Annotated in this window: 22 protein-coding genes; 6 read left to right on the forward strand and 16 right to left on the reverse strand. The window is 75.6% G+C overall.

From position 1 onward, the window contains the following. Window positions 1–149: 149 nt before the first annotated feature. The 4 genes from ACFUVW_RS02360 to ACFUVW_RS02375 form a co-directional block, all read right to left on the reverse strand. Window positions 150–1,958, reverse strand: a complete 1,809-nt coding sequence (locus tag ACFUVW_RS02360; RefSeq protein ID WP_430569740.1) for a glycosyl hydrolase family 18 protein — start codon at window positions 1,956–1,958, stop codon at window positions 150–152. A 132-nt stretch (window positions 1,959–2,090) separates the two neighbouring features. Beyond that, the gene (locus ACFUVW_RS02365; RefSeq protein ID WP_430569741.1) at window positions 2,091–2,537 is read right to left on the reverse strand and encodes a DUF6098 family protein; all 447 of its coding nucleotides are present in this window, start codon (window positions 2,535–2,537) and stop codon (window positions 2,091–2,093) included. Between the two features lie 34 nt (window positions 2,538–2,571). Continuing rightward, complete coding sequence (locus ACFUVW_RS02370) at window positions 2,572–3,435, reverse strand: SDR family oxidoreductase (RefSeq protein WP_430569742.1); 864 nt, start codon at window positions 3,433–3,435, stop codon at window positions 2,572–2,574. Between the two features lie 73 nt (window positions 3,436–3,508). Further along, on the reverse strand, window positions 3,509–4,219 hold the full coding sequence (locus ACFUVW_RS02375) for a PAS and ANTAR domain-containing protein (protein ID WP_430569743.1): 711 nt from the start codon (window positions 4,217–4,219) through the stop codon (window positions 3,509–3,511). Window positions 4,220–4,397: 178 nt separating this feature from the next. Here ACFUVW_RS02375 and ACFUVW_RS02380 point away from each other — a divergent pair, with 178 nt between their 5' ends. The 3 genes from ACFUVW_RS02380 to ACFUVW_RS02390 all read left to right on the forward strand — a co-directional run bounded on the left by ACFUVW_RS02380 (window position 4,398) and on the right by ACFUVW_RS02390 (window position 7,693). Further along, window positions 4,398–6,866 (forward strand): molybdopterin oxidoreductase family protein, encoded by a 2,469-nt coding sequence (locus ACFUVW_RS02380; RefSeq protein WP_430569744.1) that lies wholly within the window; start codon window positions 4,398–4,400, stop codon window positions 6,864–6,866. After that, window positions 6,863–7,408, forward strand: a complete 546-nt coding sequence (locus ACFUVW_RS02385; RefSeq protein ID WP_430569745.1) for a hypothetical protein — start codon at window positions 6,863–6,865, stop codon at window positions 7,406–7,408. Before ACFUVW_RS02380 ends, ACFUVW_RS02385 begins: the two co-directional genes overlap by 4 nt. A 108-nt stretch (window positions 7,409–7,516) precedes the next feature. Further along, window positions 7,517–7,693 carry a hypothetical protein gene (locus ACFUVW_RS02390; RefSeq protein ID WP_430569746.1) on the forward strand — a complete coding sequence of 59 codons (177 nt, stop codon included), beginning with the start codon at window positions 7,517–7,519 and terminating at the stop codon, window positions 7,691–7,693. A 12-nt stretch (window positions 7,694–7,705) separates the two neighbouring features. Here ACFUVW_RS02390 and ACFUVW_RS02395 read toward each other — a convergent pair whose 3' ends face one another. The 3 genes from ACFUVW_RS02395 to ACFUVW_RS02405 are packed head-to-tail and all read right to left on the reverse strand — an operon-like array spanning window position 7,706 to window position 9,908. After that, entirely contained in the window at window positions 7,706–7,879 is a 174-nt protein-coding gene (locus ACFUVW_RS02395; RefSeq protein ID WP_430569747.1) for a hypothetical protein, read from the reverse strand. 26 nt (window positions 7,880–7,905) lie between these two features. Then, window positions 7,906–8,514: a flavodoxin family protein gene (locus tag ACFUVW_RS02400; RefSeq protein WP_430569748.1), complete on the reverse strand. Its 609-nt coding sequence runs from the start codon at window positions 8,512–8,514 to the stop codon at window positions 7,906–7,908. After that, window positions 8,511–9,908 (reverse strand): cytochrome P450, encoded by a 1,398-nt coding sequence (locus tag ACFUVW_RS02405; protein WP_430569749.1) that lies wholly within the window; start codon window positions 9,906–9,908, stop codon window positions 8,511–8,513. Before ACFUVW_RS02405 ends, ACFUVW_RS02400 begins: the two co-directional genes overlap by 4 nt. 203 nt (window positions 9,909–10,111) lie before the next feature. Here ACFUVW_RS02405 and ACFUVW_RS02410 point away from each other — a divergent pair, with 203 nt between their 5' ends. After that, window positions 10,112–10,675: a DUF2231 domain-containing protein gene (locus ACFUVW_RS02410; protein ID WP_430569750.1), complete on the forward strand. Its 564-nt coding sequence runs from the start codon at window positions 10,112–10,114 to the stop codon at window positions 10,673–10,675. A 34-nt stretch (window positions 10,676–10,709) separates the two neighbouring features. On the opposite strand, the gene ACFUVW_RS02415 is transcribed toward ACFUVW_RS02410, so the two are convergent. Together ACFUVW_RS02415 and ACFUVW_RS02420 are read right to left on the reverse strand one after the other, a co-directional pair. After that, complete coding sequence (locus ACFUVW_RS02415; protein WP_430569751.1) at window positions 10,710–11,372, reverse strand: PAS and ANTAR domain-containing protein; 663 nt, start codon at window positions 11,370–11,372, stop codon at window positions 10,710–10,712. A gap of 234 nt (window positions 11,373–11,606) precedes the next feature. Then, window positions 11,607–11,849 (reverse strand): hypothetical protein, encoded by a 243-nt coding sequence (locus tag ACFUVW_RS02420; protein ID WP_430569752.1) that lies wholly within the window; start codon window positions 11,847–11,849, stop codon window positions 11,607–11,609. A 187-nt stretch (window positions 11,850–12,036) separates the two neighbouring features. On the opposite strand from ACFUVW_RS02420, the gene ACFUVW_RS02425 reads away from it, so the two are divergent. Continuing rightward, window positions 12,037–13,236 (forward strand): zinc-dependent alcohol dehydrogenase, encoded by a 1,200-nt coding sequence (locus ACFUVW_RS02425; protein WP_430569753.1) that lies wholly within the window; start codon window positions 12,037–12,039, stop codon window positions 13,234–13,236. A 16-nt stretch (window positions 13,237–13,252) separates the two neighbouring features. Here ACFUVW_RS02425 and ACFUVW_RS02430 read toward each other — a convergent pair whose 3' ends face one another. Beyond that, window positions 13,253–14,203, reverse strand: a complete 951-nt coding sequence (locus tag ACFUVW_RS02430; protein WP_430569754.1) for a TetR/AcrR family transcriptional regulator C-terminal domain-containing protein — start codon at window positions 14,201–14,203, stop codon at window positions 13,253–13,255. Window positions 14,204–14,326: 123 nt separating this feature from the next. Here ACFUVW_RS02430 and ACFUVW_RS02435 point away from each other — a divergent pair, with 123 nt between their 5' ends. Next, entirely contained in the window at window positions 14,327–15,454 is a 1,128-nt protein-coding gene (locus ACFUVW_RS02435; protein WP_430569755.1) for an FAD-dependent oxidoreductase, read from the forward strand. Between the two features lie 10 nt (window positions 15,455–15,464). Here the strand turns inward: ACFUVW_RS02435 and ACFUVW_RS02440 are convergent, their stop codons facing one another. The 6 genes from ACFUVW_RS02440 to ACFUVW_RS02465 all read right to left on the reverse strand — a co-directional run bounded on the left by ACFUVW_RS02440 (window position 15,465) and on the right by ACFUVW_RS02465 (window position 20,719). After that, window positions 15,465–17,042 (reverse strand): NAD-dependent epimerase/dehydratase family protein, encoded by a 1,578-nt coding sequence (locus tag ACFUVW_RS02440; RefSeq protein ID WP_430569756.1) that lies wholly within the window; start codon window positions 17,040–17,042, stop codon window positions 15,465–15,467. Window positions 17,043–17,105: 63 nt separating this feature from the next. After that, complete coding sequence (locus tag ACFUVW_RS02445; RefSeq protein WP_430569757.1) at window positions 17,106–18,179, reverse strand: aromatic acid exporter family protein; 1,074 nt, start codon at window positions 18,177–18,179, stop codon at window positions 17,106–17,108. Further along, a complete protein-coding gene (locus ACFUVW_RS02450; RefSeq protein ID WP_430569758.1) occupies window positions 18,176–18,610 on the reverse strand; it encodes a hypothetical protein in 435 nt (144 codons plus the stop codon). Before ACFUVW_RS02450 ends, ACFUVW_RS02445 begins: the two co-directional genes overlap by 4 nt. Further along, the gene (locus ACFUVW_RS02455; RefSeq protein WP_430569759.1) at window positions 18,607–18,996 is read right to left on the reverse strand and encodes a hypothetical protein; all 390 of its coding nucleotides are present in this window, start codon (window positions 18,994–18,996) and stop codon (window positions 18,607–18,609) included. Before ACFUVW_RS02455 ends, ACFUVW_RS02450 begins: the two co-directional genes overlap by 4 nt. Beyond that, window positions 18,993–20,222, reverse strand: a complete 1,230-nt coding sequence (locus tag ACFUVW_RS02460) for an NRAMP family divalent metal transporter (RefSeq protein ID WP_430569760.1) — start codon at window positions 20,220–20,222, stop codon at window positions 18,993–18,995. Before ACFUVW_RS02460 ends, ACFUVW_RS02455 begins: the two co-directional genes overlap by 4 nt. Further along, window positions 20,219–20,719 carry a hypothetical protein gene (locus ACFUVW_RS02465; protein WP_430569761.1) on the reverse strand — a complete coding sequence of 167 codons (501 nt, stop codon included), beginning with the start codon at window positions 20,717–20,719 and terminating at the stop codon, window positions 20,219–20,221. The genes ACFUVW_RS02460 and ACFUVW_RS02465 overlap by 4 nt, the downstream gene beginning before the upstream one ends. Window positions 20,720–20,903 lie beyond the last annotated feature (184 nt).

The raw sequence follows: 20,903 nt of genomic DNA on the forward strand, positions 1-20,903 counted from the left end.
CGCCGGACGAACCGGCCCACCGAGGATACCCAATGGATCGGCAGACTCGAAATCCGGCGTCCGAGGCGGTCCGGTAGTGCCTCCGGTCGTCCGGTCGCACCCGGGGGCACGACCTGACGACCGGAGGCGCTACCTCGCCGCGGGGGGTGTCAGACGCAGGGCGCCCCGGCGTCCCAGGCTCCCTTGACGTCGCTGCCGGGCAGCTCGCCGCGGGTCCACCACTGTGCGGTGTGGTTCACGCCCGCGCGGGAGACTACGTCACCGGTGGAGTAGGTGGCGGCCGCGTCGAACGCCGGCCCGCACTGCTCGGCGTCCACCGGGTGGTCGCCGTGCTCGCCGACGACCTTCCACGGGTCCTTCTTGCCCTCCGCCGAGGCGGGGGCGACACCGCGCGTCCACCACGTGGCGGCGTACTCGACGCCGTCGTGCGAGACGACGTCACCGGTCCGGTAGACGCCCGTCGGGTACCAGGGCGCGGCGCCGTCGCCCTCGACGAGGGGGCCCGGCGTCGCGGCCTGGAAGGTGCGGACGAGCGCGGAGCTGAGGTCGCGGCCGGCGTCGCCGGCGATGTCCCAGAGGTAGGCGCCGCCGAAGCCGTTCTCGGCGAGCCACTCGGCCTTGGCCGTCACGGAGCGCGGGGTGTCGAGCGTCCACCACTCGTCGCCGTTGTAGTAGTAGCTCTGCCCGGCCTGCTCGTCGTAGTGCTCGGTGAAGCCGCCCTCCGCGAACCGGTCCTGCAGCTGCGCGGAGTACGTGAACGGCAGCGAGCCGCCGCTGGCGGGCGCGCCGGGCGTCGGGTCGTCGACGCCCTTCCACCCGTACCCGTACGCGGCCAGACCCAGCACGAGCTGGTCCCCGCGGTACCCGGCGTTCTTGTAGGCGTTCATGAGGCCGTCGGCGGCGAGGCCCCAGTTGGCCGACTGGCCGGGGTCGGCGTAGGAGGGGTACTCGTGCAGGTTGCCCTGGTGGCCGGTGCTGCCCGTCTGCCACGGGCCCACGTAGTCGTAGCCCTGGATGTTGAGGAAGTCGACGACGGCGGCGAGCCGCGGGTCGACCCAGCCGCCCTCGGTGCGACCCGCCCACGACGCCGGGGCGAAGCCGGTGATGAGGTAGTCCTCGCCGGTGGTGGCGGCGCGCGCGTCGAGCTCGGCGCGCAGCAGCTCCACGAAGGATAGGAAGTTATCCTTGTCCTCCTCCGGGTGGTCGCTCGGGTGCTCCCCGCCCACGACGGGCCATTCCCAGTCGATGTCGAACCCGTCGAAGATGCCGGCCGCGGCGCCGTCGCCGCCCTTGACGCCGTGCTCCGGGTCGTCGACCACGGGCAGGTTCCCGTCGAGGTACAGGTCGATGCACGAGTCGACCAGCCGCTGCCGGTTCTCCGGCGAGCTGACCGCCTCGGAGAAGTTGTCCGACCAGGTCCACCCGCCCAGGGAGATCAGCACCTTCAGGCCGGGGTTCGCCGCCTTGAGCTTCTTCAGCTGGTTGAAGTTGCCCGCCAGCGCCTGGTCGGCGCTGTCGGCCACGCCGTCCACGGCCTGGCCGGCGCCCTTGAGCTGCACGTAGTCGTTCAGCGGGTCGCCCTCCATGTGCCCCTCGGGCAGGCCGGTCTCGGGGTCGATCGCGCCCTCGTCCGGATCGACGCGGTCGGTGATGTCGCAGACGAGGTCGGTCGTGACGTTGCCGAAGGCGTAGTTGAGGTGGGTGAGGTCCTCGACCGCCCCCGAGCGCTGCAGGTCGGCGACCTCGAACCCGACGTCCTGCGGACCCCAGCCCGGGAAGTAGGCGGGGGTCTTGAAGCCGTTGACGCCGTCGGCGTCGTGCACGGACGCCGCGCCGGGCAGCGGCGGGGTCGAGGCGGAGGGCGTGGCGGAGGCCCCTCCGGCGGTCAGCCCGACGACGGCGGCGGCCGCGGCGAGGGCGAGGGCGCCGTGACGGCGCGGGGACGGTCGGTGTCTCATCGGGAGCCTCGTTGCTTCCTCCGGGCGCACCCGGATCAGTATTTGTTCGGGCTCCTGCACAATAGCGTGGACGGCACGAGGTGACCAGGCCCTGCAGAACTCGACGCCCAGGTCAGGGCCGGTGGGAGAGGGTCAGGTGCCGTCGTTGCCCGTGTCGAAGACGCGCGCATACAGCTCGGCCGCCTCGTCCACCACGGCGCGGTCGATCGACGCGACCGGCACGGTGTCGACGAGCAGCGGCTCGCAGTCCGGCCCCCGCCCCACCACCTCGCCGGAGAGCGCCCACGGGAAACGCTGCGGCGTCATGAGGTGCGCGTACTGGCACAGCTGCCGGGCCACCCAGTGCTCCAGGGGCCGGTCCCACCACGGCTCCGCGTCGAGCGGGTTCACGCTCAGGCCCGGCAGCAGGCACCCGCTCTCGTGGTCGCGGCTCTCGGTGCCGGCGTCGGCCACGGGCCCGGCGCTGAACCGCACGTACAGCGGCGTCGCGACGGCGAGCAGCTCGACGACGTCCCCCAGCGACCGCATCCGGGGGACGTCGTCGAGCGTGACCGGGCCGTCCGGAACGTGCAGCGTCACGCCTCCTCCTCCGGGGCCGCCTCGGCGGCAGCCCTCAGAACACCGCCTTGCCGCCCGTGACGCCGACGACGGTCGCCGAGACGTAGCTCGCGTCCCGTGGCGACGCGAGGAACACGAACGCCGGAGCCACCTCCGCCGGCTGCCCGGCGCGCCCGAGCGGCGTGTCCTGACCGAACTTCTGCAGCTTCTCCTCCGGCTGGGTGGCCGGCTGCAACGGCGTCCAGATCGGCCCCGGCGCGACGGCGTTCACGCGGATGCCGCGCTCCCCGAGCTCGCTCGCCAGGTTCACCGTGAGGTTGTTGATGGCCGCCTTGGTCGACGCGTAGTCGAGCAGCGACGACGACGGCTCGTACGCCTGGATGGACGAGTTGTTGATGATGCTCGACCCCTCGCCCAGGTGCTTCAGCGCCGCCTGCGTGACCCACAGCAGCGCGTACAGGTTGGTCTTGAGCACCCGGTCGATCTCGTCGGTGGTGATGTCCTCGACCGACTCGCGGCGCGCCATCTGGAAGCCGGCGTTGTTCACGAGGACGTCGAGCCCGCCGAGCTCCGCCACGGCCCGGTCGGCCAGGCCGCGCGCCGTCGACTCCTCGGTGAGGTCGCCCGGCAGCAGAGCGGCCTTCCGGCCCGCCTCGCGCACCCACCGCGCCGTCTCCTGCGCGTCCTCCTCTTCCTCGGGCAGGTACCCGATCGCGACGTCCGCGCCCTCGCGCGCGAACGCGATCGCCACCGCCCGCCCGATGCCGGAGTCGCCGCCGGTGACCAAGGCGCGCAGCCCGTCGAGCCGGCCGGAGCCGCGATAGCTCTCCTCGCCGTGGTCCGGGGTCGGGGTCATCGCGCCGGTGAGACCGGGCGGCTCCTGCTGCTGGGCGGGGAACGACTGCTGGTCGTCGGCCATGCTGTCCTCCTGCGGTGCTCGTCCTACGGTGCGGCTCGTGCTGGTGCGGCTCGTCCTGGGTGCGGCTCGGGCGTCACGCGGCACGACGGCGCGCGAGCTGCGCCTCGTGCACGTGCGGCCGCTTGGCGGGCTGCACGTCGGCCAGGGCCTCCCGGACCGCCTGCTTGGCGCGGCGGCCGAAGCCGTCGCCGGCGGCCAGGTGGGCCATCACCTGCGTGGCCGCCTCGCGCAGCGTGGCGCCGGTCGCGCCCGCCGCCTCGGTGAGCAGGTTCTCCGCCGCGTCCTCGTCCACGCCGTGCACGGCCATCAGCACGCCCTTGGCGCGCTCGATCGAGGCGGCGGAGACGAAGGCGCTGTCGAGGGCGCGCCGCACGTCGCGCTGCACCGCCTCGCGCTGCACCGGCGTGACGTCGACGACGTAGCCCGCCACCTCGGGCGGCCCGTCGCCGCGGGAGCGCCGCGCCTGCGCCGTGACCAGCAGGGTGCGCGTGCGGCCGTGGGCGTCGACGACGCGCCGCGCCGTCACGACCGGTCCGCCGCCGCCGAGCGCGCGGGCGGCGTCGTGCACCACGCGGTCGCGCTCGTCGGGGTGCAGCTTGGCCTCGAGAGCCTCCGGGCCGGGCTCGAGCGCCCCGGGCTCGTGGCCGAGCATCCCGTCGACCTCGTCGGACCACCACCAGCGCCCCGTCCCTGCCTCGGCCCGGTAGGAGCCCGTGAGCAGGTGGGTGCCGACCGCGAGCGCCGAGACGAGGTCGTCGGTGCCGGCGGGAGTTGTCGTCGTCATCATGACCTCCGAGAGGGGAGGGTCGGTGCCGCTTCCTGACGCCGGACCTTCACGCTAACGCGGCCTGTCAGGGACGGCCACCGGGCCTCCCCGACCGGCGACCCCCGCGCGGGGGGACTAGCGTCGACGAGGTCGGTCAAGACGCGGCCGACCGCTCTCGACGCGGAAGGGGGCCCTCGTGGGCTCCATCGACCGGGTGGCGGAGCCCTGGGGCACGCGCACCCCGTACGGGCCGGGCGAGGACTGGCCGGTCCGTCTCGACACGTTTCTCACCGACGGCCTCGCGCCGGAGGACGTCGACCGGTGGGTGCCGTCCGCGACGGTGCTGCACTCCAACGGCGACGCCCTCGACATCGCGGTGAAGGACGGCCGCATGGTCGGGGTCCGGGGCCGCGCCGGCGACCGGGTCAACCACGGGCGGCTGGGGCCCAAGGACCTGTACGGCTGGCAGGCGAACGGCTCCCCGGACCGCCTGACGCGCCCCCTCGTGCGTCACGACGGCCGGCTCGTGGAGACCAGCTGGGACGACGCGATGGGGCGCGTCGTGACGCGCACGCAGGAGCTGCTCGACGAGCAGGGGCCGAGCGCGCTCGGCTTCTACACCTCCGGCCAGCTGTTCCTCGAGGAGTACTACACGCTGGCACTGGTGGCCCACGCCGGGCTGCGCACCAACCACGTGGACGGCAACACCCGGCTGTGCACGGCCACCGCGGCGGAGGCGCTCAAGGAGTCGTTCGGGTGCGACGGGCAGCCCGGGTCGTACGCGGACGTGGACCACGCGGACGCGATCGCGCTGTTCGGGCACAACGCGGCCGAGACGCAGACGGTGCTGTGGACGCGCATGCTCGACCGGCTCGCGGGGCCGCGACCCCCGGCGCTGCTGTGCGTGGACCCGCGCGAGACGCCGGTCGCGCGCGCGGCGACCGTGCACCTCGCGCCCCGCCCCGGCACCAACGTGGCGCTGCTGAACGGCCTGCTGCACGAGGTGCTGGCCCGCGGCTGGGTGGACCGGGCGTACGTCGACGCGCACACGGTGGGCTTCGCGGAGCTCGAGGCGCAGGTGGCCGCCTACCCTCCCGACGTCGTCGCGCGGATCTGCGACGTGTCGGAGGGCGACCTGCGCGCGGCGGCCGAGCTGGTGGGCACCGCGGAGCGGCTCCTCTCGACCGTCCTGCAGGGCTTCTACCAGTCCCACCAGGCGACGGCGGCCGCGGTGCAGGTGAACAACCTGCACCTGGTGCGCGGGATGCTCGGCCGGCCGGGCGCCGGCGTGCTGCAGATGAACGGGCAGCCCACCGCGGAGAACACGCGCGAGTGCGGCGCGGACGGCGACCTGGCGGGGTTCCGCAACTGGGCGAACGACGCGCACGTCGCCAACCTGGCGCGCGTGTGGAACGTCGACCCCGACGACATCCCGCACTACTCGCCGCCCACCCACCTCATGCAGATGCTGCGGTACGCGGAGCAGGGCTCGCTGCGCCTGCTGTGGGTGCAGGCGACCAACCCGGCGGTCTCGCTCCCCGAGCTGGCCCGCGTGCGGTCGGTGCTCGCCCAGGAGCGGCTCTTCCTGGTGGTGCAGGACATCTTCCTGTCCGAGACCGCCGAGCTGGCCGACGTCGTCCTGCCCGCCGCGGCCTGGGGCGAGAAGACCGGCACGTTCACCAACGCCGACCGCACCGTGCACCTCTCCGAGCGCGCGGTGGACCCGCCCGGCGAGGCGCGGCCGGACCTCGACATCTTCCTCGACCTCGCCCGCCGCCTCGACCTGCGGGACAAGGACGGCGGGCCGCTGGTCCCCTGGACCGGCCCCGAGGGCGCCTTCGAGGCGTGGAAGGAGTGCTCGCGCGGCCGGCTCTGCGACTACAGCGGCCTCACGTACGCCATGCTCCGCGACGGCGGCGTGCAGTGGCCCTGCACGGCCGACGCGCCGCGCGGGACCGAGCGCCTGTACGCCGACGGGAGGTTCTGGGCGGCCCCGGACACCTGCGAGAGCTACGGCCGCGACCTCGTCACCGGGGCGCCCCTGGAGCCCACCGAGTACCGCGCCATGAACCCGGAGGGCAGGGCCGTCATCAAGGCGGCCGAGTACCTGCCGCCGCACGAGGAACCGGACGCGGAGTTCCCGCTGCAGCTCGTCACCGGCCGCACGCTGTACCACTTCCACACCCGCACCAAGACGGGTCGCGTGCCCCAGCTGCGCGACGCCGCCCCCGACGTGTGGGTGGAGCTGGGCTCCGCCGACGCCGACGCCCTCGGGCTCGCCGAGGGCGACGTCGCCGCGCTCACGACGCCGCGCGGCGGGATCGAGGCGCGCGTCCGGGTGGGCGGGATCCGGCGCGGGGTCGCCTTCGTCCCGTTCCACTACGGGTCGTGGGACACCGGGTCGCGGCCGGACGGCTCGACGGGCCGGGCGGCGAACGAGCTCACGCCCACCGACTGGGACCCGGCCTCCAAGCAGCCGCTGTTCAAGGCCGGCGTGGTGTCCGTGCGCAAGGTGCGCGACGGCGACGGCCCGGCGCCCGCGCCCACCACCGCCGGCTCCGCGCCCGTCTCCGGCGACGTCCCGCCCACCGCGGGTGGGGCCGAGGCGCTGAGCGACGAGAGCCTCCCCCCACGGCCGGGGACGCACGCGAGGAGCACGGCATGAGGATCGGGACGGCCCTGCGAGGGCTGGAGCGGTCGGAGCGCGGCCTGGCCCGCGGCCTGGACCGCCTCGCGGAGCGCCATCGCGCAGAGCACGAGGTGTGCCACGTCGGGCGCGACCTCGCGGCCTGGTCGCGGGCCCACGCGCGCGACGTCGCCGTCGCGGCCGGCCGCTACGAGGCGGCGCAGGAGGTGGGCGACGGGCCCGGGGAGGCCCTCGGCCGAGAGCTCGGCGCGGCGCTCGGCGGGGTGCTCGAGGACCCGCTCGAGGACCCGCTCGGCGTCCCGACCGTCGCCGGGCACGGCGGCGGCGCGCCCGGGGCCGGCACCCCCGACGGCCTCGAGCTCCTGCGGGACCTGCGGCTGGTCGCGATGCACGCCTACGGCGTCTCCACCGAGTGGGAGATGGCGGCGCAGGCCGCGCAGGCGGTGCGCGACCACGACCTGCTGGCGCTCTGCCAGCGCTGCCACCCGGGGACCCTGCGCCAGCTGCGGTGGGCGAACGCGACCATCAAGGTGCTGTCCACGCAGGCGCTGACGTCCTGAGCCGCGCCCGCCGCGCGGCCGGATGCGGGCGTCCCGGTCGCGTGCCACGGTGCCCGGAGAGCCGCGCGGTCCAGCCCCGGCCGCCGCGCTCGGGCGACAGGAGCGACGATGACCGACCAGCCCGTCTACGACCCCGACCAGGACCCGGACGCCGACCCGGACGAGCTCAACCCGCGCACCGGCGCGGCCGCGGGCGACGGCGACGGCGACGCCGGGCAGGACCCGGACGCCGACCCCGACCAGCTCAACCCCCGCACGGGCGGGCAGGCCGGCCCGGAGTCCTGACCGGACGCGTCCTCACCCCGCGTCGAAGCGGTCCTCGCCCTCCTCGTCGGGGTCGTCCTTCGGCTTGTCGCCGGGGACGGCCTCGACGTCGGCGGCCTCGCCGTCGTGCGCCGCGCGCTCGCGCTCGGCCTGGTGGCGGGGGTCGTCCTCGTCGGCGCGGTGCCGCTCGGTGGGGTGCTCGCTCACTGTGCCTCCTTGGTTCGCGGTACTGGTCAGTCCTCGGGGAAGGGCCGCACCGGCAGCGACCGCAGCGCGGTGGCCACGGAGTGCAGGTTGTGGGCCATGAGCCGGCCCGTGCGGTGCGACCACTCGTGCCCGTGCTCGGTGTCGGGGTACTCCGGCCCGGGGCCGGGCCCCTGGTTCCAGTAGGTCCAGGCCTGCCCGGGGATCGTGTAGCCGAGGTCGGCGAGCGCGCCGGTGATCTCCGAGATCACGTGGTGCGCGCCGTCCTCGTTGCCGGTGACGACGACGCCGGCCACGCGGTTGTAGGCCACCGGCGTGCCGTCGTCCGCGGTCTCGGACAGCATGGCGTCCATCCGCTCCAGCATCCGCTGCGCGACCGACGACGGCCGGCCCAGCCAGGTCGGCGTCACGACCACGAGGATCTCGGACTCCAGGAGCCGCGCGTGCACCCGCGGCCACTCGTCCCCGCCGCCGAGGTCGGTGACCACGCCGGGCGGCACGTCGAGGTCGACGAGGCGCACGTGACCGACCTCCACGCCGCGCTCCTCCAGCGCCCCGGCGACCACCCGGGCCAGCAGCTCGGTGTTCGACGGTTCGGGGGACCGCTTGAGCGTGCAGCTGACGAACAGGGCCTTCATCGAGCTCTCCGTACCTCGCGTTCCGGCGGCCGCTCCTGGACCTCGGGCCAACGTAACGCGGAGGGCCCGTCCCCACCCGCGACGAACCGCAGCCCGAGGTGGTCGACCGTGCACGGGAGGGGGTCGCGGGCGAGGAACCGGCCGCGCTCCACCCCCAGGCCGAGGCCCGCGAGCCGCGCGAGCAGGTACGACGCGACGAGGAGCACCACGTTGCGGCCCGGGCACGCCGCGGGCCCGCCGCTGAACGGCACGATCCCCCAGTCCGCGTCCGCCCGGCCGTCCCACCACGCCTCCGGCGCGAAGTCGTCCGCGAACGCCAGCCGCTCGGGGTCCCGGTGGAAGAACCCGCTCAGGACGACGAACCCGGTGCCCGCCGGCACGGTCGTACCGCCCCAGTCGGTGGGCCGCACCGCGTCGCGCAGCACCGCGAACGTCGTCGGCCACAGCCGCACCGCCTCGAGCAGGCAGGCCCGGCCGTACGGCAGCAGGGCCGGTTCTCCCCCGTCCCCGGCACGCGCGAGCTCGTCCACGAGGCGGCCGCGGACGTCGTCGCGCGCCGACGCGACGGCGAGCGCGCGCAGCGTGGTCGCGCCCGCGGCGTCGAAGGCGAAGAGCCAGTGCGGCACCTGGCCGGGCGCCTCGTCACGGCCGGCGTCACGGTCAGCGTCGCGCGCCCGCCCCGCGAGGGACGACGACGGCGCCCGCGCCACGTGGTCGGCGACGCGCCGCTCCAGCGCCGCGCGCAGCCACGGCCGGCGCGGGCGGAACCAGGACCAGTTGCCGTCGCGGCGCAGCGCGTTCAGCAGGTCCACCACCCGGTGGTCGTCGCGGGCGCGCGGCCCGAAGGTCACCTCCAGCACCAGGCGCCACCACACCTCGGCGAACGCGTCGGCGTCGAGCCCGCCTGCGGCGTCGACCTGCCGGGCCAGCTCGCCGGCCGCGCGCTCGACCGCCGCGACGACGGCCGCGCCGTCGTCGTGCACCGCATGCGCGGCGTCGAGGGCGTCCTCGTTGAGCGGCCGCAGGCGGCGCCGGTCGTCCGGCCCGGAGATCAGCAGCGCGTGCGGCTGGAAGTGCGCGAGCGCGCCCCGCTTCTCGTTCGACGCGGCGGTGAACGGGTCGGGCGTGCCCTCCAGCAGGCGCCGGACGTCGTCCGGCGCGGTGACCACGACGAGGCGGCGCGGGCCGAGCCGCAGCGCCAGGGGCGCGCCGCCGTACCGGTCGCGCAGGCCGCCGAGCACCCGGCGGGCCTCGCGGTCCGTCTGCCGTCGCTCCGCCCAGGCGGTCAGGCGGGGCCGGCGCACGATCGCGCCCTGCGCGACGAGCGGCACGAGGACGGACCGCAGCACGCGCGCCGTCTCGGCCGCGGAGAGCTCGACGGGGGCTCGGGACACGAGGGACCTCCAGCGGGTCGGGCGGGCGCCACGGCTCGACGCGTCGTCCCAGCCTCGGACGGGCCGGTGCTCCCCGCACCCGGGCCCGCGACGGCGAGCGTGCGCCTCCCGTCCTACGGTCGAGGGGTGGCGTCGAGGAGGGGCGTCCCCGGCCGACGCACGCGACCCGCCCGACCATCCGTCCGTCGCCCCGAGGAGGCACGATGCCCGCGCACCAGACCCCGTCCACCGACCGTCCGTTGCCGCGCCTCGCCACCGAGCTCGAGCGCGCCGAGCGCCTCGACCCGCTAGCGGGCATGTACGAGCGGATCTCCCGCGCCGTCGTGCCCTCGCCGGGCCGGGTGCGCGACGAGCTCCGGGGCCGCTCCGTCGGCCACCCCGTGCACAGCGTGCTCACCGACCTGCCGATCGGGCTGTGGGCGAGCGCCGTCGCGCTCGACCTCACCCGCCCGCACGGGCACGCCGACGCCGCCCGTCGGCTGGTGGGCCTGGGGCTGCTCGCCGCCCCGCCGACGGCGCTGACGGGCCTCGCGGACTACCGCGCGCTGAGCGTCCCCGGCCGTCGTGTCGCCGTCGTGCACGCCACGAGCAACGGGATCGGCACGCTGCTGGCGCTCGCCTCCTGGCGCGCCCGGCGCGCCGGCCGCCACGGCCTGGGGGCCGTGCTCAGCCTGGCCGGCATGGGCGCGGTCGGGGTGGGCGGGTACCTGGGCGGTCACCTCGCGCAGGCGATGCGCGAGCCCCGGCACGTGCCCGGGGCGCGGTGATCTGGCCCGGCGCGGTGATCTGGCCCGGTGAGCCCTACCGGGCGTCACCCTCGGAGCGGTTCTGGAGCAGGTCGGCCATCGTCTCCGCGACCTGGCGCATGTCGCCGTTGCCGTCCGCCGCGAGCTCCACGATCCGTGACGAGATCTCGCGCAGCGGCAGGTTGGAGTGGTTGGAGGCCTCCCGGAGCCACTCGAAGGCGCCCTCGAGGTCGGTGCGCAGCGCGCACATCACGACGCCCTTGGCCTGCTCGATCGTCGCCCGGTTGGCGGCGGACGCCCGGATGCTGGCGGTCGCCCGCACGTCGGCGATGCGCGTGACCGCGGGCGTGACGTCGGTAAAGTAGCCGACGAGCTCGCAGACGGCGCCCGTGGCGTCGGTGCGGCCCTCACCCACGACCGCGAGCGTTCGCTCGTCCCCGTGGGCGTCCATGATGCGGTGCATGCTGCTGAAGGGTTCGCCGGTCGAGCAGGCATGACGGAGGACCTGACTCACCCGTGCCCGGTCGTCGGGGTGCTTGTGCGCCAGGATCAGCTCGGTGGTGGGAACGACCTCGCCCGGCTCGAAGCCGTGGATCCGGTAGGTCTCGTCCGACCACCACCACAGGCCGGTCGAGAGGTCGTGCCGGTACCTTCCGACCGGGTGGCTGGTGCCGAGGGCCAGGGTGCCCTCGATGTCCCAGGACGTGATGTCGGTCATGTGGAACCTCCTTCGTGGCTCGCGCCGCTGGAGATGAGCCGCCTCATGACTCTCCTCGACCGTAGCGCCTTTCGCCGTCGTGGGACAGCGGCGCGGACCGGAGGAGCGTCGGCTGGGTGGCGACCAGAGCCGGGGAGCGTGCACGATCGGAGGTGCGGCGGCTCGCCGCCGCGGGTCGGATGTCCAGCAGCGCGGCACCCGGCTCCCCCGACGTGCCGCTCGCGTCCCGCGACCTCAGGTGGCGGTGCTGTCGGTGAGGTCGGCGCCGGTCGCGGTGCGGGCGCAGTGGCTGCAGCAGAACGTCTCCTCGCCGACGTCCACGCCGTGGCCGAGCACGGTGCAGCCGCAGTGGGCGCAGCGGGGCGCGACGGCGTGCGCCGCGCACTCGAACGAGTCGTACACGCCGGTCGTGCCGTCGTGCGTCGTGAGGGTGAAGGCGCGGGCGTAGTCGTTGCCGCACGTGTCGCAGACAGGCATGCCGTCCTCCTCGGGGTGTCGGGCGCGGCCCTCTGCTGGACCTCCGTCCACCGTCGCAGCCCGACCGGCGGCCCGCCATCGGGTCGGGGCCGCCGGGTGAGCAGACCGCACCGGTGGTTCACTGGCCAGGTCGGTGCAGCAGCTCGCCGGCCCAGGGGCACGAGCCCGGCGGCGGAAGGGGCGAACGGTGCGTGCACTGACCTGGCAGAGCAAGGAGCGCGTCAGCGTCGAGGACGTCCCGGACCCTCGCGTCCAGGAGCCGACCGACGCGGTGGTGCGCGTGACGTCCACCGCGATCTGCGGCTCCGACCTGCACCTGTACGGCGTGCTCGGGATGTTCCTCGACGCCGGCGACGTGCTGGGGCACGAGGCGATGGGCGTCGTCGAGGAGGTCGGCGCCGACGTCGAGCACCTGGCCGTCGGCGACCGCGTGGTGGTGCCGTTCGGCATCGCCTGCGGGCGGTGCTGGATGTGCGAGCGCGGCCTGCAGAGCCAGTGCGAGACGACGCAGGTGCGCGACCAGGGCAAGGGCGCCGCCCTCTTCGGGTACACCCGCCTGTACGGCCAGGTGCCCGGCGGGCAGGCGCAGTACCTGCGGGTGCCACAGGCGCACTACGGCCCGGTCGTGGTGCCCGACGACGGGTCCCCCGACGAGCAGTGGCTCTACCTGTCGGACGTGCTGCCCACCGCGTGGCAGGCGGTGGAGTACGCGCACGTGCCGGACGGCGGCAGCGTCGCCGTGCTGGGCCTCGGACCCATCGGCCAGATGGCCGCGCGCGTCGCCCTGCACCGCGGCGCGAGCACCGTCGTCGGCATCGACCCGGTGCCCGAGCGGCGCCTCATGGCGCAGCGGCACGGCGTCATCACGTTCGACCCGGCCGAGCGCGGGGTACGCACGGCGCTGCGCGACCTGACCGACGGCCGCGGGCCCGACGCCGTGATCGACGCCGTCGGCATGGAGGCGCACGGCTCGCCCCTGGCCGAGACGACCCAGAAGCTGGTGGGCCTGCTGCCCGACGTGCTCGCCGCGCCGATCACCGAGAAGGGCGGCGCCGACCGCCTGGCCGCGCTCCTCGCGGCGTGCGCGCTGGTGCGCCGCGGCGGCACCGTGTCGCTCTCCGGCGTCTACGGCGGCGCGAAGGACCCGCTGCCGCTGATGCAGATCTTCGACAAGCAGCTCACGATCCGCACCGGCCAGGCGAACGTGCGGCGGTGGACGGACGACCTGCTGCCGCTCGTCTCCGACGCGGCCGACCCGCTCGGCGTGCTCGACCTGCGCACCCACCGCCTCCCGCTCGAGGAGGCGCCGGAGGCGTACCGCGCCTTCCAGCGCAAGGAGGACGGCTGCATCAAGGTCGTGCTGGACCCCTGGGCGTCGGTGGCGTGAGGCGGGCGGCGGCGTCCTACGGTGCCGGCGCCCGGGCGGCCAGGCCGTCGAGGAGCAGGCCCAGGCCGAGCTCGAACAGGCGGTCCAGGTCGAGGTCGTAGCCGTCCTGCATGAACCCGCCGAGGATGCCGGCGAAGGCCGGGTAGGGGCCCGAGGACGCCATCCGCCGCAGCGCGCGGCTCTGCCGGTCCACCCACCCGTCGTCCGACAGGCCTGTGGTGCCGACCGCCTGCTGCTCGCGCTCCAGGTTGGTGGCCAGGCCCTGCACGTAGCCGTAGAGCAGCACGTGCAGGTCGAAGCGCTCGGCCGGGGTCCGCCCGAGCCCGGCCAGCGCGGTCAGCGCGAGCTCGCTGTGCGCGGCGAGGCTGGGCAGCGGCAGGGGCCGGGTGATCGGGCCGAGCTGGGCGAGCCACGGGTGCGCGCGGTGCAGCGCCCACAGCGTGCGGGCGTACAGCTCGAGCCTGGGGCGCCAGCCGTCGGGCGGGGCCTCGGGGTAGGCGTGCTCGCCGTACGCGGCGTCCGCCATCAGCATGACCAGCTCGTCCTTCTTCTGGACGTGCCGGTACGCGGCGGTCGTCTCGACGCCGAGCCGGGCGGCCACGCTGCGCATCGAGACCGCCGCGAGGCCCTCGGCGTCGGCGATCTCGATCGCGGTCCGGACCAGCCGGTCGCGCACCGGGCCAGGGGCCTGGCCTCCTCCGCGGGACGCCGCACGCGACGTGCCCCCCGGCGAGGCGCCGCGGGACGACTCGCCCCGGGCGGTGACGACGAACCCCGAACGCGGCTCGGCCCGCAGGACGCCGTCGCGGCTGAGCGCCTCGAGAGCCCGGGCGGCGGTGGCGGCGGCCACGCCCCACTCCCCCGCGACCTGCCGCACCGACGGCGCCTTCGCGCCCACGACCAGCTCGCCCCGGGCGATGCGTCCCCGCAGGTCGTCGGCGATCTCCAGGTACTTGGCCTGCACCACGTCCGGCCCTCCCGTCTGTGCTAGGTCAGGGCGCATCTGTACCAGGTCACTTCCCGGTGTCGCGGCACGGCTCCGCCACTGTGGACGGCGTCAGGGTACTGAAGCTCGAAGGTGGGAGAAGCGATGCGCGACGTGATGGTGTCCGGTGCGGGGATCGCGGGCCTGGCGGTGGCCTACTGGCTGCGCCGGAACGGCGACAGGGTGACGGTGGTCGAGAAGGCGCCGGGGCCGCGCCCGGGCGGGCAGGCCGTGGACGTGCGTGGCGCGGCGCTCGACGTCGTCTCGCGGATGGGGTTGGGCGGCGCCGTGCGGGACGCCGGCACTCGCACCCGGGGCATGACGATGCTCGACGCCGACGGCGCGGAGCTGTTCCGGTCCGAGGACCAGGCGTACAGCAGCGGCCGGCTCGACGGCGAGGACGTCGAGCTGCTGCGCGAGGACCTGGTCGCGCTGCTCGCCGGCCTCACGAGGGACGTCGAGGTGGTCTACGACGACGCGATCGCGGCGCTGACGGACGGGCCCGACGGGGTGCGGGTGGAGCTCGCGAGCGGGGACGTCCGCACGGTCGACCTCGTCGTCGGCGCGGACGGGATGCACTCGGCGGCACGTCGCCTGGCCTTCGGACCGGAGGAGCGGTACTCCCGGCACCTGGGCCAGTACGTCGCCGTGTTCTCCGCCCCGAACGTGCTCGGCCTGGAGGACTGGCAGGTGTGGGTGCAGGACCAGGCGTCCGGCGTCGGCGGCGGCATCTACCCGGTCCGGGACAACACCGAGCTGCGGGTCACGCTCGGGTTCGCGTCCGGTCCGCTCGACCACGACCACACGGACGTCGCCCGGCAGAAGTCCGTGGTCGCCGAGCGGCTGGGTGGCGTCGGCTGGGAGATGCCGAGGTTGCTGGAGATCATGGCCGGCTCCCCGGACTTCTACTTCGACGCGATGGCGCAGATCCACCTGGAGTCGTGGTCCACGGGCCGGGTCGCGCTCGTCGGCGACGCCGGGTACTGCGCGTCCGTCCTGTCCGGGCAGGGCACGAGCCTCGCGCTCGTCGGCGCCTACGTCCTCGCGCAGGAGCTGGCCGCGCACCCGGACCACCGGGACGCCTTCGCCGCGTACGACCGGCGGATGCGGCCGTTCGTCGCCGCCAACCAGGCGCTGGCCACCGAGAATCCCGGCGGCCCCGCCTCGCTCGAGTCGATGGACCGCGCCAAGAACGCGATCACCCTCGACGAGCCCGCGCCGGCGCGCGGCTGAGGGCCAGGCCTCAGCCGGGCTCGCGGAAGGCGCGCCCGCGGGCGTACTCGTGCAGGCGGTCCAGGGTGGCGAGCTGGCGCTGCGCGCGCTCGGCGAGGTCGCGGAACTGCGCGGGGTCGAGGCCGAGCTCGTCGGCGTGCTCCTCCAGCGTCTGCCAGCCGCCCAGCTTGCCCACGACGGCGGAGCGCATGAGCTCGGCCTCGAGCACCACCGACATCGGCGAGCGGCTCACGACGCGCCCGTTGAGCTTGAGCCGCCCGAGCCGCTCGGCCGCGCCCGCCAGGAGCTGCCGGTGCCGGCGTCGCGGCAGGCCGAGCTCCCGCAGCAGCTGCCGGTACAGCTCCCGCTCGCCCCGGATCTGCTCGGCCACCTCCGCCAGCTCGGCGTGCAGGGGCAGGTCGACGTAGTCGCCCACCATCCGCTCGATCCGCCCCAGGCCGGCCGTCGCGCCGGTGAAGTGGTCCGAGAGGTACAGCCCGAGGAGCTCCCGGTCCACCTGCGCCGGGACGGCCGGGTGCGCGCCGCGCAGGGGCAGCGTGGACGCCCCCGCGGGGCGCGTGGCCGTCGGCCGCAGCGGGGCGGACGCCAGCCCGCGCCCCTCGGCGATCCCCTGGACGACCTCCTGGAGGGCGTCGGCCGCCGACCGCCCGGCCCTCCAGTCCAGCTCCCGGAACGCCCGGCGGGTGTCCATCACGGGGGCGCCCATGGCCATGTCCACCCAGCCCGGGTCGGCGGCGACGACGCGCGCCGCGTACGCGAGGGAGACGACGGCGCGCACCGCGGCGGGCGGCACCTCCACCAGCCGCCCGTGGTCCACGAGCCGCGCGAGGTCGGCGCCGCGCAGCAGGTCCGCGGCGGCCACGTTGAACGCGCCGCCCGCACGGCGCAGCAGCACGAGCCGGTACGCGTCCGCGGCGTCGTCGGCGTGCACGGCCTGCAGCCGCAGCCCGGCGGGCAGCGGCAGCAGCGGCGGGCGGCCGTGCCGCAGCAGGCCCACCGGCAGCACGCGGCCGACGAACAGCCGCGTCACCTCCGCGCCCGCGTCGCCCTGGAAGACGAGGGCGGTCCGCAGCCGGGCGACCGTCACCTCGGGGTGCTCGCGCTCGAGGTCGTCCAGCACGTCCTCCTGCGCCGCCTTGTCGACGCTGTAGTGCGAGGTCGCGATGCCGTCCGCGGGCCAGTCCTCGGCGTGCGGCAGGTCGTCGTCGACCGGCGAGTACACGCCGACGGACGACGCGACCACCAGGTGCGGCACCCCGGCGGCGACGACCGCGCGGCCCACCCGGCGCGTGCCCTCCACGTTGACCGTGCGCAGCAGGTCCCGGTCGCGGTTCGGCTGGATCAGCCAGGCGAGCTGGACGACGGCGTCCGCGCCGCGGAACAGCGCCGTGAGCCGTTCGACGACGTCCCGCTCGTCGTCGCCCGCCAGGTCGACGGCCGCCCACTCGGCGTGCCGGTACGGCTCGGCCGTGCGGTCCGGCAGGCGCCGCGCCACGCCCAGCAGCGACGTCACCTCCGGCTCGTCCGCCAGCGCGCGCAGCAGCGCCGTCCCGACGTTCCCCGTCTGCCCCACCACAACCACCCGCATGCCCCACACCGTGGCACCGGGGGCCGGTGCCCGCAGACGGACCGCGTCGTGCCAGGTGACGGTTCAGCCCGTGAGCACGTCTTGGCCGCGGCGCAGCACGACGACGAACGCCCCGGCCACGAGGTGGTCGTCGCCGGAGCGCGTCCGCGCGTCGCGCACGACGTCGCGGAGCCGGTCGAGCGACCGCGCGAAGTCCGCGCCGGGATCCTCGGCGGCGCCGTCGTCCCCGGCGTGCTCCGGGTCGCGCAGCGCCCGCGCGAAGGAGCGCAGCGCCGTCGCGAGCTCGGGGCGCAGCCTCGGCCCGAGGGCGACGTCGTCGCGCCCGGTGCCCTCCCACCCGACGAGCAGCCGCACCACCTCGTCGACGACCTCCGCCGTCGTCCCGAGCACCTCCGCCCGCCGGGCCTGGGACCGCACGCGCTCCCCGTGCCGGCGGGCGCGCGGGTTGCCGCGGGACGCCTCGCGGGCGCGGGCGACCGTCGCGCGGGCCCCCTCGATCGTGGGGTGCAGCGCGTGCCGGCGGCGTTCCCACTCGTCCGCGTCCAGCGGGCCCTCGTCGTCGAGCCAGCCGGCCAGGTCGTCGAGCTGGACCACGAGGGCGTCGCGCAGCGCGCCCAGGGCGAGGTCGGAGGGGGTGATCGGCAGCGGGGGCAGCACGAGGTTCACCGCCATGCCGATGGCCGCCCCCACCACGACCAGGCCGGCGAACGCACCGACGTACTCGGCGTCCTGCCCCTGGCCCAGCACGAGCACGAACAGGGCCGAGTTGGCCACCCACACGCCCATGTCGCCGAGCACGCGCCACCCGGCGCACAGCAGCGCGACGCCGACGACGAGCGCCACCGACAGCGCCCCGGGCTCGAGCACGGCGTCCGCCGCGAGCGCGATCCCGGCGCCGAGGAGCAGCGAGCCGACGGTCTGCAGGGACTCGCGCGCCGACCTGGCCAGGGTGCCGGCCGTCGCGACCACCGCGCCGAGCGGCGCGTAGTAGGGGTACTCCGAGAACGGCGCGGGCGCGAGCACCGCGACCACCCACGCGAGCGCCGCCGCCAGCGCGCCCCGCAGCGCGAGGGACCACCGGGGGTGCCGCAGCCAGGCGCGGTGCAGGGCGGAGGCCAGCCGCCGCGCTGCGGTCATCCGAGCCCCGCCGGCAGCTCGGCGTAGCCGGGCGCGAGGCGCAGGCGCGGGGTGCCGTCGTCGGCGGCCGGGTCGGCCTCGACGGCCGCGACGTCCTCCCAGCGGGCGAGGAACGTGCCGCGGTGCCGGCGGCGCACGAGCTGCGGGACCGGCCACGGCGACCGGACGTCGGTCCGCTCGTACCCGTGGAACGACCCGGCGCCGCGCGGCCCGACCAGCACCCCGACCAGCCGCGCGCCGCCGACGGCGTCGCGACGTGCCCGCGCGCTCATCGGGGCGTCGTGCCCGGCCTCCTCGCGGTCCTCACGGCCACCCGGGCCCTCCTCGGGCTCGTCCACGACCTCGAGCGCGAGGCGGACGTCGACGACCACGCCCAGCGGGGCGCCGTCCGGCCCCAGCACGCGCGCGTCGAGGAGGTCGCCCACGTTCACGACCCGGCCTCCGGGTCGTGCCGGCCGCCGGGGATGCGCGCGATCAGCCGGTCGCGCACCCAGCGCTCCACCCACACCGCGTCGAGCCGGTCCGAGGGCACGGTGAGCTCGACCGCCGTGCCGACGTGCCCGACGTCGTCCCACGCGATGCGCGGCAGGCGGCTGTCGGGCACGCGCCCGCCGAAGAGGCGCGTCGCCAGCACGGGGCCGAGGAGGATCGCGCCGACGTGCACCTCCCGGCCCGCCTCGACCTCGCCGCCGTCCGGCCCGGCGAGCGCCAGGTCGTCGACCGCCCCGACGGGCTCGCCGTCCGGGTCCAGCACCTGCCGGCTCAGCAGGTGCAGACGCGCGTCGACGAGGCGCACCTCTCCCCTCGGGTGGTTCATGACCCCGCTCCCGTCGCGATCATCAGGGGGATCGCCGCGACCGCCGCGACGACCACGATCACCAGGTACACCGTGCCCAGCGCGTTGACCACCCGCCCGTTGACGTGCTCGCCCATGTACTCCGGGTCGTTGGCGACCACGAGGATCGGCACGTACGTCAGCGGCAGCGCGACGGCGGAGAACACCACCGACATCTCGGTGACCGCCACCGGGTCCACGCTCGTCATGAGGATCCCGACGGCGAGCAGCAGCGCCACGATCATCGTGAGGTGGAAGCGCGCCGCCCGCGCGGGCCGGCGGAACTTCCCCCACGACCAGCCGAGGTACTGCGCCAGCGTGTACCCGCTGGACAGCGCGGTCTCGAGCGCCGCGCCGAACGTGGCGGCGACGATCCCGAGGATGACGACGGCGAGCAGCAGCACCCCGCCCGCCTGCGCGACCGGCAGCACGATCTGCGACAGCGACGACACCTCGATGCCCGCCGGCATGAGCACGACGGCGGCGCAGCCGGCGATCGCGAGCGAGAGCAGGCCGCCGAGAGGGAAGCCGAGCAGCACGTTGAGGCGGTTGGTGCCGAGGTCCTTGGCGGTCCACCGCTCCTCGACGGCGCCGGAGGAGAAGAAGAACACCTCGTACGGCGTCATCGCCGCGCCGAACAGCGCGATCGCGTAGTACCAGTACGACGCCGGGTGCTCCGTGCCCGGCGGCGACGGCGGGACCGCCTGGCGCAGCAGCTCGCCCCAGTCCGGGCCGAGCTGGAACAGCGCGATCGCGAAGCCGACGAGCAGCAGCCCCATGAGCCCGGCGACGTTCTCCAGCACCTGGAACTTCACGCGCCACAGGACCAGCCACACCGCCAGCGCCGCGACCGGGATCCACAGGCGCGGCTCGACGCTGCTCGCGAGGTGCAGCGCGAGCGCGATGCCGCCGACCTCGGCGGTCAGCGTGAGCAGGTTGATCGCGAACGAGGCGACGAGGTTCGCCCCGGCGGCCCGGGGCCCGAGCCGTTCGCGGATGATCTCGAACGTCGCGCGGCCGCTCACCGCCGCGACGCGCCCCGCCATGCTCGCGAACAGGACGATGCCCACGACGCCGAGCACCACCACCCAGGCGAGCGACATGCCGAACCGGGACCCGACGACCGCGTTGGTCACCAGGTCCCCGATGTCGACGAACCCGCCGATGGCCGTGAGGATGCCGAGCGCGGCGGCGAGCAGCCTCTTCACGGCCCACCCGCCTCGGCCAGGGCGGCGTCGACGGCGACCGTGGCGGAGCCGAGCTCGGCGAGCAGCTCGTCGGCGTCGGCCGGCACGGTGGCGGCGTCGTCGAGGTCGCCACCCGAGCGGGCCGCCACCCACTCGCGGGCGGTCACCACGACGTCGGACACGTCGCCCACGGCCTTCAGCCCGGTCGTGCGCTGCCCGGACGACGCGGCGTCGGGCGGCACGAGGGTGGTGAGCGCCGACTCGGCGTCGTCGAGCACGCGGAGCTGGTCGAGCAGCACGGTGTCGGCCACGGGACCGGTGATCCGCCCGTCGTCGAGCAGGCCGACGGCGATCCGCGCCGTCTCGCCCGCGGAGCCGGCCTCCGCGAGCGCGTCCGCCACCGCCGCCGTCGCCTGGCCGGGCTCCTGCCGGCTCGGGACGCAGCCGGCGAGCGCGAGGACCACCATCGCCACGACGCCACCGGCCGCGAGCCGTCGTCGTCCTGTCCGCCGCATCACGTCCCGATGATCGGCACGCCGCCGCCTGCACGCACGTCGGCGCTGCTCAGGGGCGTTCCCAGCGACCGCCCACCCCTCGCAGCCGGTTCCCAGGCCGCCCTCAGCGCCTCCCTGAACGGGAGGTGTCCACTGGGTGTCCTTCCCACCCACGGACCACGACCGGTCCCCGTCCCCCGGAGCCCGC

Origin of the sequence: Isoptericola sp. NPDC057391, assembly GCF_042668085.1 — a bacterium.
Taxonomy (GTDB): domain Bacteria; phylum Actinomycetota; class Actinomycetes; order Actinomycetales; family Cellulomonadaceae; genus Isoptericola.